Annotated in this window: 11 protein-coding genes and 3 pseudogenes; 8 read left to right on the forward strand and 6 right to left on the reverse strand. The window is 71.2% G+C overall.

Annotated elements, in window-relative coordinates; translation table 11 throughout:
* Positions 1 to 472: 472 nt before the first annotated feature.
* From IH13_RS0119395 to moaA, 3 genes and pseudogenes are all read left to right on the forward strand, one after another.
* A complete protein-coding gene (locus IH13_RS0119395) occupies positions 473 to 838 on the forward strand; it encodes a DUF485 domain-containing protein (protein ID WP_031086128.1) in 366 nt (121 codons plus the stop codon).
* Positions 835 to 2,474, forward strand: a pseudogene (locus IH13_RS37890) (cation acetate symporter). The gene IH13_RS0119395 and the pseudogene IH13_RS37890 overlap by 4 nt, the downstream one beginning before the upstream one ends.
* A gap of 150 nt (positions 2,475 to 2,624) precedes the next feature.
* The gene (moaA, locus tag IH13_RS0119405) at positions 2,625 to 3,614 is read left to right on the forward strand and encodes a GTP 3',8-cyclase MoaA (protein ID WP_031086130.1); all 990 of its coding nucleotides are present in this window, start codon (positions 2,625 to 2,627) and stop codon (positions 3,612 to 3,614) included.
* Here the strand turns inward: moaA and IH13_RS0119410 are convergent.
* Positions 3,597 to 3,845: a hypothetical protein gene (locus IH13_RS0119410; RefSeq protein WP_031086132.1), complete on the reverse strand. Its 249-nt coding sequence runs from the start codon at positions 3,843 to 3,845 to the stop codon at positions 3,597 to 3,599. The two genes, moaA and IH13_RS0119410, sit on opposite strands and share 18 nt — an antisense overlap.
* 219 nt (positions 3,846 to 4,064) lie before the next feature.
* Positions 4,065 to 4,442: a DUF3099 domain-containing protein gene (locus tag IH13_RS0119415; protein WP_031086134.1), complete on the reverse strand. Its 378-nt coding sequence runs from the start codon at positions 4,440 to 4,442 to the stop codon at positions 4,065 to 4,067.
* A gap of 209 nt (positions 4,443 to 4,651) precedes the next feature.
* Between IH13_RS0119415 and IH13_RS0119420 the strand changes: the two genes are divergently transcribed.
* Complete coding sequence (locus IH13_RS0119420; protein ID WP_031086137.1) at positions 4,652 to 4,936, forward strand: GlsB/YeaQ/YmgE family stress response membrane protein; 285 nt, start codon at positions 4,652 to 4,654, stop codon at positions 4,934 to 4,936.
* 78 nt (positions 4,937 to 5,014) lie between these two features.
* Here IH13_RS0119420 and tyrS read toward each other — a convergent pair whose 3' ends face one another.
* The 3 genes and pseudogenes from tyrS to IH13_RS37900 form a co-directional block, all read right to left on the reverse strand.
* Positions 5,015 to 6,283 (reverse strand): tyrosine--tRNA ligase, encoded by a 1,269-nt coding sequence (gene tyrS / locus IH13_RS0119425; RefSeq protein ID WP_031086140.1) that lies wholly within the window; start codon positions 6,281 to 6,283, stop codon positions 5,015 to 5,017.
* A 53-nt stretch (positions 6,284 to 6,336) separates the two neighbouring features.
* Positions 6,337 to 7,666: pseudogene (locus IH13_RS37895) on the reverse strand (metallopeptidase TldD-related protein).
* Positions 7,663 to 9,185: pseudogene (locus IH13_RS37900) on the reverse strand (TldD/PmbA family protein). The pseudogenes IH13_RS37895 and IH13_RS37900 overlap by 4 nt, the downstream one beginning before the upstream one ends.
* A gap of 255 nt (positions 9,186 to 9,440) precedes the next feature.
* On the opposite strand from IH13_RS37900, the gene fabG reads away from it, so the two are divergent.
* From fabG to IH13_RS0119450, 3 genes are all read left to right on the forward strand, one after another.
* Complete coding sequence (gene fabG, locus IH13_RS0119440; RefSeq protein ID WP_031086142.1) at positions 9,441 to 10,160, forward strand: 3-oxoacyl-[acyl-carrier-protein] reductase; 720 nt, start codon at positions 9,441 to 9,443, stop codon at positions 10,158 to 10,160.
* Positions 10,161 to 10,165: 5 nt separating this feature from the next.
* On the forward strand, positions 10,166 to 10,933 hold the full coding sequence (gene fabI / locus IH13_RS0119445; RefSeq protein ID WP_031086144.1) for an enoyl-ACP reductase FabI: 768 nt from the start codon (positions 10,166 to 10,168) through the stop codon (positions 10,931 to 10,933).
* Positions 10,934 to 11,114: 181 nt separating this feature from the next.
* The gene (locus tag IH13_RS0119450; RefSeq protein WP_031086146.1) at positions 11,115 to 11,486 is read left to right on the forward strand and encodes a hypothetical protein; all 372 of its coding nucleotides are present in this window, start codon (positions 11,115 to 11,117) and stop codon (positions 11,484 to 11,486) included.
* A 12-nt stretch (positions 11,487 to 11,498) separates the two neighbouring features.
* Here IH13_RS0119450 and IH13_RS0119455 read toward each other — a convergent pair whose 3' ends face one another.
* On the reverse strand, positions 11,499 to 12,173 hold the full coding sequence (locus IH13_RS0119455) for a FadR/GntR family transcriptional regulator (protein WP_031086149.1): 675 nt from the start codon (positions 12,171 to 12,173) through the stop codon (positions 11,499 to 11,501).
* Between the two features lie 130 nt (positions 12,174 to 12,303).
* On the opposite strand from IH13_RS0119455, the gene IH13_RS0119460 reads away from it, so the two are divergent.
* A partial coding sequence (locus IH13_RS0119460; protein ID WP_031086151.1) for a CynX/NimT family MFS transporter occupies positions 12,304 to 13,470 on the forward strand: 1,167 nt, incomplete at its 3' end.

Below are 13,470 nucleotides of genomic sequence, written 5' to 3' on the forward strand. Positions count from 1 at the left end.
AGCCGCGGTCCCCGGCAGGAAGCCGAGCGAGGCCGTGAGCGCCAGTCCGACGGGGAGCGTGAGTGCGCGTGTCCGTCTGGATGCCAGATGAGCCATGGGTTCTCCACATCATCCGTGCCCGAGGATCCGGACGCGAGGTGCGTCCGGATCTGTACATGACCATGGAAGCTATCGCTGATCATGCCGGAGCATCAACGCATACGGGCAAGTGAGTTCGAGGTGTGACCTAGGACCTCTCACGTGGACACCTGCCGGGCCGCGGTGCTCACCGCCCCGTCCCGAACCACGCGGAGGACCCGGGCGCGACGACTACTCCGTACGTGGGTGCGAGAAGAGTGGATCCGTGGTGAACCGCTTCGCCGCGCCCTCCGTGCCGTTGTCAGGGAGTCATGTGCCACCCCCCGACGCACCGAGGACTCCCCCTGTGAAATCCACCGTCGAGACCACCGCACCCGTGTCGCGAGGAGAATCCGTGGCTACCGAAGCACCGCCGCCCCAGGGCAGTACGGACCACCGTCCCGCCCAACCGACGACCCAGGCCTTCGTCGAGACGCAGAAGAGCACGGAGTTCGGTGAACTGCGCCGTGCCCACCGGTCGTTCGCCTTCCCGCTGACCATCGGCTTCATCGCCTGGTACCTGCTGTACGTGCTGCTGTCCAGCTATGCCGGTGACTTCATGGGTGCCACCGTCTTCGCCAACTTCAACGTGGCCTTCGTCTTCGGCCTCGCCCAGTTCGCCACCACGTTCCTCATCGCCTGGTTCTACTCGCGCCACGCCGCGACGAAGATCGACCCCAAGGCGGAGGCCATCAAGTCCCGTCTGGAGGCCGACGCATGAGCGCCGCAGCCCACTCCGCCGTCCTCGCCGCCTCGTCCACGACCGAGCACCGGCCCCTGATCATCAGCCTCTTCGCCGTCTTCGTCGCCGCGACCCTGGCCATCACCGTCTGGGCCGGACGGCAGACCAAGAGCGCCTCCGACTTCTACGCCGGCGGCCGCCAGTTCACCGCCTTCCAGAACGGCCTCGCCGTCTCCGGCGACTACATGTCCGCGGCCTCCTTCCTCGGCATCGCCGGTGCCATCGCGCTCTTCGGATACGACGGCTTCCTCTACTCCATCGGCTTCCTCGTCGCCTGGTCGTCGCCTGGCTGGTGGCCCTGCTGCTCGTCGCCGAGCCGCTGCGCAACTCCGGCCGCTACACCATGGGCGACGTCCTCGCCTACCGGATGCGGCAGCGCCCGGTCCGTACCGCCGCCGGTGTGTCCACCATCGTCGTGTCGATCTTCTACCTGCTCGCCCAGATGGCCGGCGCCGGCGTCCTCGTCGCCCTGCTGCTCGGGATCACCGGCGACACCGGCAAGATCCTCATCGTGGCGCTGGTCGGCGTCCTCATGATCCTCTACGTCACCATCGGCGGCATGAAGGGCACCACCTGGGTGCAGATGGTCAAGGCCGTGCTGCTCATCGTGGGCGCCCTGCTGATGACCTTCATGGTGCTGTGGAAGTTCGACTTCAACGTCTCCGACCTGCTGGGCACCGCCGCCGAGAAGAGCGGCCACGGCAAGGCCTTCCTGGAGCCCGGCCTCAAGTACGGCGCCACCGGCGTCTCCAAGCTGGACTTCATCTCGCTGGGCATCGCCCTGGTCCTCGGCACCGCCGGACTGCCGCACATCCTGATCCGCTTCTACACCGTGCCCACCGCGAAGGCCGCCCGTAAGTCCGTGAACTGGGCCATCGGCATCATCGGCGCCTTCTACCTGATGACGATCGCCCTCGGCTTCGGTGCCGCGGCGCTCATCGGACCGGACGAGATCAAGGCGAAGAACCCGGCGGGCAACGCGGCGGCCCCCCAGCTGGCCGAGTACCTCGGCGGGGTCGGCACCACCGGCGGCGCCATCCTGCTCGCCGTGATCTCGGCGGTCGCCTTCGCGACCATCCTCGCCGTGGTCGCGGGACTCACCCTCGCCTCCTCGTCCTCCTTCGCCCACGACATCTACGCCAACGTCATCCGCAGGGGGAAGGCCACCGAGAAGGAGGAGATGCGTGCCGCCCGCTGGGCCACCGTCGCGATCGGCATCGTCTCCATCGCCCTCGGCGCCATGGCCCGCGACCTGAACGTCGCCGGGCTCGTCGCCCTGGCCTTCGCCGTCGCCGCGTCGGCCAACCTGCCGACCATCCTCTACAGCCTCTTCTGGAAGCGGTTCACCACCCAGGGCGCCCTCTGGTCCATCTACGGTGGTCTCGCCTCGTCCGTCGTCCTGGTGCTGTTCTCCCCGGTCGTCTCCGGGAAGGCCAGCTCGATGTTCCCGGACGTCGACTTCGCCTGGTTCCCGCTGGAGAACCCGGGCCTCATCTCCATCCCGCTGGGTTTCCTGCTCGGCTGGATCGGTTCCGTCGTCTCCAAGGAGGAGCCGGACCCCGACAAGTACGCCGAGCTGGAGGTCAAGTCCCTCACCGGCACCGGGGCCCACTGACGTCCCACCGTGCGGCCCCGGCCCCGTCGTAGGTCCCTACGACGGGGCCGGGCCGCATCTCGTGCCGTTCGGCCCCGCCCGTTGTCACAGGTCTCGCGTAGGGTCGAAGACGCCGGACCACAACCGCGGACATCACCGGGAGGGGGCCACGTGCTCATCGACACCTATGGCCGGGTCGCCACCGACCTGCGTGTCTCACTGACCGACAAGTGCAACCTGCGCTGCACCTACTGCATGCCCGAAGAGGGCCTCCAATGGCTGGCCAAGCCGGACCTGCTGAGCGACGAGGAGATCGTCCGCCTCGTCCGCGTCGCCGTCACCGCACTCGGGATCACCGAAGTCCGCTTCACCGGCGGGGAACCGCTGCTGCGCCCCGGACTCGTCTCCGTCGTCGAGCAGTGCGCCGCCCTGGAGCCCCGGCCCCGGATGTCGCTCACCACCAACGGCATCGGCCTCAAGCGCACCGCCGCCGCCCTGAAGGCGGCCGGCCTCGACCGCGTCAACGTCTCCCTGGACACCTTGCGCCCCGACGTCTTCAAGACGCTCACCCGCCGCGACCGCCACACGGACGTACTCGAAGGACTCCTGGCCGCCCGCGACGCAGGCCTCACCCCCGTCAAGGTCAACTCCGTCCTCATGCCCGGACTCAACGACGACGAGGCCCCCGACCTGCTCGCCTGGGCCGTGGACCACGGCTACGAGCTCCGCTTCATCGAGCAGATGCCGCTCGACGCCCAGCACGGCTGGAAGCGCGACGGAATGATCACCGCCGAGGACATCCTCGCCTCGTTGCGCACCCGCTTCACCCTCACCGCCGAGGGCGGGGACGAGCGCGGCTCCGCCCCCGCCGAGCGCTGGACGGTGGATGGCGGTCCGCACCGCGTCGGCGTCATCGCCTCCGTGACCCGGCCCTTCTGCCGGGCCTGCGACCGTACCCGGCTCACCGCGGACGGGCAGGTCCGCACCTGCCTGTTCGCCCGGGAGGAGACGGACCTGCGCGGCGCCCTGCGCTCCGGCGCGTCCGACGAGGAGATCGCCGGGATCTGGAAGCACGCGATGTGGGGCAAGAAGGCGGGCTCGGGGCTCGACGACCCCGCCTTCCTCCAGCCCGACCGCCCGATGTCAGCGATCGGCGGCTGACGGCTCCCACTCGGCCAGCGGCACGACGTCCTTCAGGAAACCGCGCACCCCGAGGAACGAGGACAGGTGCTCACGGTGCTCCTCGCAGGCCAGCCACGTCTTGCGGCGCTCAGGGGTGTGCAGCTTCGGGTTGTTCCAGGCGAGCACCCAGACCGCGTCGGCACGGCAGCCCTTGGCGGAGCAGACGGGTGCGCCGGTGGCGCTCTCGGCGGGGGTATCGGGGAAGTTCACGACACCAACCCTACGGGCCGCCCCACCGCGTCCCCGCCGGGCACAAGGCGACGCCGGGCAGCCACGGGGGGAGCTGCCCGGCGTCGGTCCGTCGCTCCGACGGGGGATGCGGAGCGCGTACGCAGTATGTCACGGGCACCGGGGCGCGGTGCACGGGATGCCGATGATTGATCTGAGCTTTTCTTGAGCTTTCCCGCTCCGGGTGGACACCGGGGGAACTCATTCCGGGCCGGGTGCGCCTTTGGCGGTACCGGATGTCCCGGATTCCGGGACAGGCCCGGCGACCCCGTCCCCGGGAGCCGCCCCCAGGGCGGGACGCATCGGTGCGGGCACGAACGTCGAGGGGAGCGAAGGGGCGTTCTCACGGCCCGCGTTGGCGATGACCACCGCGACATAGGGGAGCAGGGCACCCAGTACGAGCGCCACCACCGCCACGTGCCTCTCGACGTTCCAGAGCGTCGCGGCCAGCACCACGGAGACGGTCCGCACGGACATCGAGATGATGTAGCGCCGCTGCCTGCCCCGCACGTCGTCGGCGAGTGACTGCCGGGCGCCGGTGATCCGGAAGACCTCGGCGTCCCTCTGAACTCGCATCATGTCCCACCACCAGATCGCTCCGCCGGCCGCCTCCGTACCGGGCGGCTCCTACGGTACGCCCGATATCCGCCGGGTTGGGGACCGGGGGCGTCCCGCCCCGGCCGGGCCACGTCCGCCGCGCCACGTACGGCCCCGTCCGGCATGCGCCGCACGCCCGGTGGGCCGAGACTGGTCGAACGTGCGCACACCGCGCAGCACGAGGAGGCGACATGGGCTGGCTGTGGGCAATCATCGTGGGTCTCGTACTGGGTGTCATCGCCCGGGGGATCCTGCCGGGCAAGCAGAACATCCCGCTGTGGCTGACGGTGGTGTTCGGCATCCTGGGCAGCATCCTCGGTAACGCCGTCGCGGGATGGCTCGGCGTCTCCCACACCAAGGGCATCGACTGGACGCGCCATGTGCTCCAGCTGATCGGCGCCATCGTGATCGTCGCGGTCGGCGACATGCTGTGGCAGGCGATCAGGGGCCGCAGGGGCGACAGGCAGAGGACCTGACCCGGAGAGCAGAGCGCCGAGGCCGGTCACGCGTCACGCGTGACCGGCCTCGGCGTCCGTCCGGCCCCCGGCCGGGGGTCAGCCGGCCGCGACCTCGACGGCCGCCAGGTTCTTCTTGCCCCGGCGCAGGACCAGCCAGCGCCCGTGCAGCAGCTCCTCGCGGCCCGGAGCCGCCTCGCCGTCCGTGACCTTCGCGTTGTTCACGTAGGCCCCGCCCTCCTTGACCGTGCGGCGGGCGGCCGACTTGCTGGCGGACAGTCCGACCTCCACCAGCAGGTCCACCACCGGGCCCAGCTCGGCGACCCGGGCGTGGGGCACCTCGGAGAGCGCCGCCGCGAGCGTCGCCTCGTCCAGCTCGGCCAGGTCGCCCTGGCCGAAGAGCGCCTTCGACGCCGCGATGACCGCCGCGCACTGCGCGCCGCCGTGCACCAGCGTCGTCAGCTCCTCGGCCAGCGCACGCTGCGCCGACCTGGCCTGCGGACGCTCCTGGGTGAGCTGCTCCAGCTCCTGGAGCTCCTCGCGGCTCTTGAAGCTGAGGATGCGCATGTACGTCGAGATGTCCCGGTCGTCCACGTTCAGCCAGAACTGGTAGAACGCGTACGGCGTGGTCATCTCCGGGTCGAGCCAGACGGCGCCGCTCTCGGACTTGCCGAACTTGGTGCCGTCCGCCTTGACCATCAGAGGCGTCGCCAGCGCGTGGACCTGGGCGCCCGGCTCCAGGCGGTGGATCAGGTCGATGCCCGCGGTGAGGTTGCCCCACTGGTCGCTGCCGCCCTGCTGGAGGATGCAGCCGTGCCGCCGGTACAGCTCCAGGAAGTCCATGCCCTGGAGCAGCTGGTAGCTGAACTCGGTGTAGCTGATGCCCTCCTGGGACTCCAGCCGGCGGGCGACCGAGTCCTTGGTGAGCATCTTGTTGACCCGGAAGTGCTTGCCGATGTCCCGGAGGAACTCGATCGCGGAGAGGCCCGCGGTCCAGTCCAGGTTGTTCACCATCGTCGCGGCGTTCGGGCCCTCGAAGGTGAGGAAGGGCTCGATCTGGCCACGCAGCCGCTGCACCCAGGCCGCGATGGTCTCCGGGTCGTTCAGCGTGCGCTCCGCGGTCGGCCGCGGGTCACCGATCTGGCCGGTGGCCCCGCCGACCAGGGCGAGCGGCTTGAGGCCCGCGAGCTGGAGCCGGCGCATGGTGAGCACCTGGACCAGGTGGCCGACGTGCAGGCTGGCCGCGGTCGGGTCGAAACCGCAATAGAACGTGACGGGGCCGTCCGCGAGAGCCTTACGCAGGGCGTCTTCGTCCGTGGACTGGGCGAACAGCCCGCGCCACTTCAGCTCGTCGACGATGTCCGTCACGGTCGTTTCTCTCCTCGAAGGGTTCGAATGATTGCCCGGTCAGTCTATGGGGGTCACACGCCCCGGCTGACCGAGCTCATGTGGAAGTCCGGGATGCGCAGGGCCGGCATCGCGGCCCGGGTGAAGTAGTCGCCCCACTCGCGCGGCAGTGTCCGCTCGGTGCGGCCCGCCTCCGAGACCCGGGACAGCAGGCCGACCGGCGACTCGTTGAACCGGAAGTTGTTCACCTCGCCGACGACCTCGCCGTCCTCCACCAGGTACACCCCGTCCCGGGTCAGCCCGGTCAGCAGCAGCGCCGCCGGGTCCACCTCGCGGATGTACCAGAGGCAGGTCAGCAGCAGGGCCCGCCCGGTCGTCGCGGCCACCATCTCCTCCAGCGACCGGTCGCCGCCGCCGTCCATGACCAGGTTGTCCACCGCCGCCGTCGATCCACCGGGTCGGCTCCAGCGGCAGCCCGTTGTCGAAGACCGAGGCGGAGTCACCGGAGGAGTGGGCGAGCACGAACGGCGCGCACTCCAGACCCGGCTCGCGTGGGTCGCTGCGGAGGGTCAGCGGGAGCTGCGACAGCGTCTCGCCGAGCCGCGTCCCGCCGCCGGGCCGCGAGAAGACCGTACGGCCCTCGGCGGCGTCCCGGGCGGAGGCCGACCAGTACTGGTAGATCAGCAGGTCGGCCACCGCGGTCGGCGGCAGCAGCGTCTCGTACCGGCCGGCCGGGAGCTCGGTGCGGCGCTCCGCCCAGCGCAGCCGCCGGGCGAGTTCCGCGTCGAGAGCGGCCGGGTCCACGTCCTCGAAGTCGCGGGTGGCCCGCCCGGCCCAGGCCGACCGGGTGCGGTCGGGGGACTTGGCGTTCAGCTCCAGCGTCCCGTTGGGCTGGTCGTGGCGCAGCCGCAGCCCCGCCGACGTACCCAGGTAGGTGGAGGTCATCTCGTGGTTGGCGAAGCCGTACAGCTCGCGTCCGCCGGAACGGGCCCGTGCGAAGGCGTCGCCCAGAGCCGGGGCGAAGTCGCCGAAGACGGCGGAGCCGGTCTCGGCCGGGGCGTCCGTGAAGCCCGCGGACGCCGGGACGCCGGAGACCGGCGGCTGGGCGTCCTCGGCCGGTCCGGCGGCGCGGGCCGCCGCCTCGGCGGCCCGTACGAGCGGTTCCAGGTCGTCCGGGGTGACGGCCGACCGCGACACCACACCGGACGCCGTCCCCTGCGCGCCGTCCACCGTGGCGACGACCGTCAGGGACCGGCCCCGCGTCACCCCGTTCGTGGTGAGCGCGTTGCCGGCCCAGCGCAGATTGGCGGAGGAGTACTCGTCCGCGATGACCGCACAGCCGTCGGCGGTGGACAGTTCGAGCGCCCGCTCGACGATCTCGTGAGGCTTGCTGACGCGGCTCATCGCCCGCCCTCCTGCGCCGTGTTGAGGATGTTGACGCCCCGGAAGAGGGCGGAGGGGCAGCCGTGCGAGACGGCCGCGACCTGGCCGGGCTGGGCCTTGCCGCAGTTGAAGGCGCCGCCCAGGACGTAGGTCTGCGGGCCGCCGACCTTCTCCATCGAGCCCCAGAAGTCCGTGGTCGTCGCCTGGTACGCGACGTCCCGCAGCTGGCCGGCCAGCCGGCCGTTCTCGATGCGGAAGAACCGCTGGCCGGTGAACTGGAAGTTGTACCGCTGCATGTCGATGGACCAGGAGCGGTCGCCGACCACGTAGATCCCGCGTTCCACCCCGCCGATCAGGTCCTCCGTGGACAGCCCGCCCGGGTCGGGCCGCAGGGAGACGTTCGCCATCCGCTGTACGGGCACATGGCCCGGGGAGTCCGCGTACGCGCACCCGTTGGAACGGCCCAGACCCGTCAGCCTCGCGATCCGCCGGTCCGTCTGGTAGCCCACCAGCGTGCCGTCCTTGACCAGGTCCCACGACTGCGCCTCGACGCCCTCGTCGTCGTACCCGACGGTCGCGAGCCCGTGCTCGGCGGTGCGGTCGCCCGTCACGTTCATCACGGGGGAGCCGTACGCCAGTCTGCCGAGCTGGTCGAAGGTGGCGAACGACGTGCCCGCGTACGCCGCCTCGTAGCCCAGCGCGCGGTCCAGCTCGGTGGCGTGGCCGATCGACTCGTGGATCGTCAGCCAGAGGTTGGACGGGTCGACGACCAGGTCGTACGTCCCCGCCTCGACGCCCGGCGCGCGCATCTTCTCGGCCAGCAGACCGGGGATCCGCTCCAGCTCGCCGTCCCAGTCCCAGCCGGTGCCGGTGAGGTACTCCCAGCCGCGTCCGACCGGCGGCGCGAGCGTCCGCATCGAGTCGAACTCACCGGTCGAGGAGTCCACGGCCACGGCGTTCAGCTGCGGGTGCACGCGCACCCGCTGCTGCGTGGTGACGGTGCCGGCGGTGTCCGCGTAGAACTTGTTCTCGTGGACGGTCGTGAGGGAGGCGTCCACGTGCGCCACGCCGTCGGCCGCCAGCAGCCGGGAGCTCCACTCGGCGAGCAGTCCGGCCTTCTCCTCGTCCGGTACGGAGAACGGGTCGACGTCGTAGGAGGAGACCCAGGTCCGCTCGCCGTGCACCGGCTCGTCCGCCACTCCACACGCTCGTCGGAGCCGGCCGCGGCGATCACCTTCGCCGACAGCTTGGCCATGGCGACGGCCTGGGAGGCGACCTTCGCCGCCGCGTCCATCGTCAGGTCGACCCCGGACGCGAACCCCCAGGCCCCGCCGTGCACGACCCGGACCGCGTACCCGAGGTCCGTGGTGTCCGACGCGCCGGACGGCCGGGCGTCCCGGAGCCGCCAGGAGGCGGTGCGCACGCGCTCGAACCGGAAGTCGGCGTGCACCGCGCCCAGCGCGCGGGCCCGGGCGAGCGCCGCGTCCGCGAGGGCCCGCAGCGGCAGGGCCAGGAACGACTGATCTACCTCGTGGACCACGCGGGCCTCCCCTTCTGAGACGGTCCTGGAAGTGAATCATGGAGGGCGGCCACGCCGGGCGGCCACCGGTTCGCGGGCCGGGGCCCCCTCCGCCCCGGTGCGGCGTCCGGTTCCTCGGCCAGGTGTGCGGACCGCGTCCTGCTGTAGGAACCCGACAGTGCCGTGCCGAAGGCGCTGTCAGGGGCCGAGTCTCCTCGCACGGCACGGTACCGATAGGTTTTCGGCGTACCAGACCGTCAAGGAAAGGGTGATCCGTTGAGCCGCTCGGTTCTCGTCACCGGAGGTAACCGGGGCATCGGCCTCGCCATCGCCCGCGCCTTCGCCGACAACGGCGACAAGGTCGCGATCACCTACCGCTCCGGCGAGCCGCCCCAGGCGCTCACCGACGCGGGCTGCCTGGCGGTCCGGTGCGACATCACCGACGCCGAACAGGTGGAGCAGGCCTACAAGGAGATCGAGGAGAAGCACGGCCCCGTCGAGGTGCTGGTGGCCAACGCCGGTATCACCAAGGACCAGTTGCTGATGCGGATGTCCGAGGACGACTTCACGTCCGTCGTGGACACCAACCTCACCGGCACCTTCCGCGTCGTGAAGCGGGCCAACCGCGGCATGCTGCGCGCCAAGAAGGGCCGCGTCGTCCTGATCTCCTCCGTCGTCGGCCTGCTGGGGTCGGCCGGACAGGCCAACTACGCGGCGTCCAAGGCGGGCCTGGTCGGCTTCGCCCGGTCGCTCGCCCGTGAGCTCGGCTCGCGGAACATCACGTTCAACGTCGTGGCGCCCGGGTTCGTCGACACCGACATGACCCAGGTGCTCACCGACGAGCAGCGCAAGGGCATCGTGTCGCAGGTGCCGCTCGGCCGCTACGCGCAGCCCGGCGAGATCGCCGCCGCGGTGCGTTTCCTGGCGTCCGACGACGCGTCGTACATCACTGGAGCCGTCATTCCCGTTGACGGCGGATTGGGCATGGGTCACTGATCACCATGAGCGGAATTCTCGACGGCAAGCGCATCCTCGTCACGGGTGTGCTGATGGAGTCGTCCATCGCCTTCCACGCCGCGAAGGTGGCCCAGGAGCAGGGCGCCGAGGTCATCCTGACGGCCTTTCCCCGGCCGACGCTGACCGAGCGCATCGCGAAGAAGCTCCCCAAGCCGGCCAAGGTCATCGAGCTCGACGTCACCAACGACGAGCACCTGGACCGCCTGGCCGGCCTGGTCCGGGACGAACTCGGTTCGCTGGACGGCGTGGTGCACTCCATCGGGTTCGCGCCGCAGGACGCGCTCGGCGGCAACTTCCTGAACACCCCCTTCGAGTCGGTCGCCACGGCGATGCACGTCTCGGCGTTCTCGCTGAAGTCGCTCGCCATGGCCTGCAAGCCGCTGATGAGCGACGGCGGTTCGATCGTCGGCCTCACCTTCGACGCGCAGTTCGCCTGGCCCCAGTACGACTGGATGGGCCCGGCCAAGGCGGCCCTGGAGGCCACCTCCCGCTACCTCGCGCGTGACCTGGGCAAGGACGGTCTGCGCTGCAACCTGATCTCCGCCGGACCGCTCGGCTCCATGGCCGCCAAGTCCATCCCGGGCTTCGACGGTCTCGCGGACGTCTGGAACCACCGCTCGCCGCTGGAGTGGGACATGGCCGACGCCGAGCCGGCCGGCCGGGGCATCGTCGCCCTCCTCTCGGACTTCTTCCCCAAGACGACGGGCGAGATCATCCACGTCGACGGTGGCGTGCACATGATGGGCGCCTGACCCGGCGGACCGCCCACGGCCGCGTACCGCTCCTCCGCGCGGAGGAGCGGTACGCGGCCGTCGTGCGTCCGGGAGGACGGTGGTCACCGGCGGAGCCGTGTCTCAGGTCGAAAAGATGACCGCCTCACCGCAGAATGTGGAGGAACCGGACTTTTGGTCAGGCTGTGGGGAGGAGAACGTTGTGCGCTCCACACGTCGCCGAACCTGGGCCCTGGTGGCCGCGGCAGTGGCCGTCGCCGGTCTCCTCACCCCCGTCGCCGTCAGCGCGGCGAGCCGGGTCGCCGGGGGAGGCGCCGCGGCGCCCGCGGCGCCGTCCCCGGAACCCTCGGGCGCGGAATGCCGGACGACCGTCGACGGCTCGCGGGTCGTCGCCTACTGCCACAACCCCTATCCCACGACGGACCTCGTCCAGCTCCACACCGAGTGCACCCGCTGGTGGGACGTCGACGCCGACGCCGACGCGGTCGCGGTGCAGCCGGGCCGCACCGTACGGCTCGAGGACCGGTGCTGGAAAGAGGTCGGCCGGGCCTGGGTCAGCCACCACGTCTCGTGAGACGGCCGGCCCTCAGACCCGGTCCCGCAGGCAGTTCAACGCGTGACCGGCGGCCTCCGCGGCGGCGGCCTCCGCGTCGCCCGCCCGGATCGCCTCGACGAGCCGGGCGTGGTCCACGTGGTCCTCCGGGCGCAGCTCCGTCCCCACGTCGCCCCGCAGGTAGTCACGGAGCAGATCGTTCAGGTCGGCGTAGAGCTCGGTCAGTACGTCGTTGTGGGAGGCCGCGACCACCGCCAGGTGCAGGGTCGCGTCGGCGGCGACGAAGGCCTCCGCGTCCCTCGCGGCCCAGGTCTCCTCGCGCCGCGCCATCAGCGCGTCCAGCTGCCGCAGGTCCCGGTCGGTACGCCGGAGGGCGGCCAGCCGGGCCGCCGAGGACTCCAGCGTGGAGCGCAGCTCGGCGATGTGCCGGGGGTCGGCGTCCGCGAACCTGCGGTGCATCACTCCCGCCAGCTCGCTCGTGGCGACCACATACGTACCGGAGCCCTGGCGGATGTCCAGCAGCCCGTTGTGCGCCAGGGCGCGCACCGCCTCACGCACCGTGTTGCGGGCGACCCCCAGCTGCTCGACCAGCTCCGGCTCGGTCGGGATGCGGGAGCCCACCGGCCACTCGCCCGTCGTGATCTGGTTCCTCAGCTGGGCAATCACCTGGTCGGCGAGAGCCGAACGCCGCGGAGACGTCAGCGCCATGGTGCTCCTTGCTCGTTGCCCCGGAAGGGATCCCCCGGGGTGTCTGGGCTGTCGGATCGACCGTCCGCCCCGATCCGGCAGGGAGGTCGAAGTGGACAGCCAATCATCCCATGATTCTATGATGGACCCCATGCGTCATGACGAGTCTCCGACCCTGAACCCCACACCCGCCCCGCCCACGGCCTCCGGCACGGACAAGGCCGCCTCCGGACCGTCCCCCTGGCTGCTGCGTCTGGTCACCGTCGGCCTCGTCCTTGCCGCGCTCAACCTGCGGCCCGCCATCACCAGCCTCGGCCCCCTCCTGAAGGAGGTCCGTGACGGGCTGCACATGAGCGGCAGCCTGGCCGGCGTCCTCACCTCCGTACCGCCGCTCTGTTTCGCTCTCTTCGGCTTCATGGCGCCGCGGCTGGCCCGCCGGTTCGGCCCCGGCGCCGTCGTCTGCGTGGGCATGATGGCCATCGCGGCGGGGCTGCTGCTCCGCCCGTATGTGGGCGGCGCCGCCGGCTTCCTCGCCGCCAGCGCCCTCGCCCTCATGGGCATCGCGGTCAGCAACGTCCTGATGCCCGTCATCGTCAAGCGCTGGTTCCCCGACCGCGTCGGCTCCGTGACCGGCCTCTACTCGATGGCCCTGGCCCTCGGGACCTCGCTCGCCGCCGCCCTCACCGTGCCCATGACCGACGCGCTGGGCGGCAACTGGCGGACCGGACTCGTGGTCTGGGCCGCGCTCGCCGGGGTCGCGATCCTCCCCTGGACGCCGTTCCTGCGGGCCGGCAGGGACACGACCGGACCGGTGGCCGGGAGCCCGCCGCCCGTCGCTCTGCGCATCACCAGGAGCCGGACCTCCTGGGCGATGGCCTGCTTCTTCGGCCTCCAGGCCACGGCCGCGTACATCACCATGCAGTGGGTGCCGCAGATCTTCCGTGACGCCGGGGTCTCGGCAGGCACCTCCGGTGTCCTGCTTGCGGTGATCATGGCCATGGGCGTACCGCTCGCCTTCGTCATCCCGCGGGCCGCCGCCCGCCTGCGCAACCAGGGGCCGATCGCCCTGGTCCTGGGCGCCTGCGGACTCGTCGGCTACCTCGGCCTCTACCTCGCGCCCGTCGGCGGCGCCTGGCTCTGGGCGCTGCTGCTCGGCATCGCCAACTGCGCCTTCCCGCTCGCCCTCACCATGATCGGTATGCGGGCGCGGACCGGAGCCGGAGTGGTCAGGCTGTCCGCCTTCGCCCAGTCCACCGGCTACCTGATCGCGGCCCCCGGCCCGCTGCTGGTCGGTGTGCTGTACCAGCAGAGCGGCGGG

This window comes from Streptomyces sp. NRRL WC-3549 (genome assembly GCF_000721935.1).
GTDB lineage: Bacteria > Actinomycetota > Actinomycetes > Streptomycetales > Streptomycetaceae > Streptomyces.

Bases quoted from the DNA above. Each gene is read 5' to 3' on its own strand.
- IH13_RS0119420 (WP_031086137.1), top strand. From the start codon at position 4,652: ATGGGCTGGCTGTGGGCAATCATCGTGGGTCTCGTACTGGGTGTCATC.
- fabI (WP_031086144.1), top strand. From the start codon at position 10,166: ATGAGCGGAATTCTCGACGGCAAGCGCATCCTCGTCACGGGTGTGCTG.
- IH13_RS0119455 (WP_031086149.1), bottom strand. From the start codon at position 12,173: ATGGCGCTGACGTCTCCGCGGCGTTCGGCTCTCGCCGACCAGGTGATT.
- IH13_RS0119415 (WP_031086134.1), bottom strand. From the start codon at position 4,442: ATGATGCGAGTTCAGAGGGACGCCGAGGTCTTCCGGATCACCGGCGCC.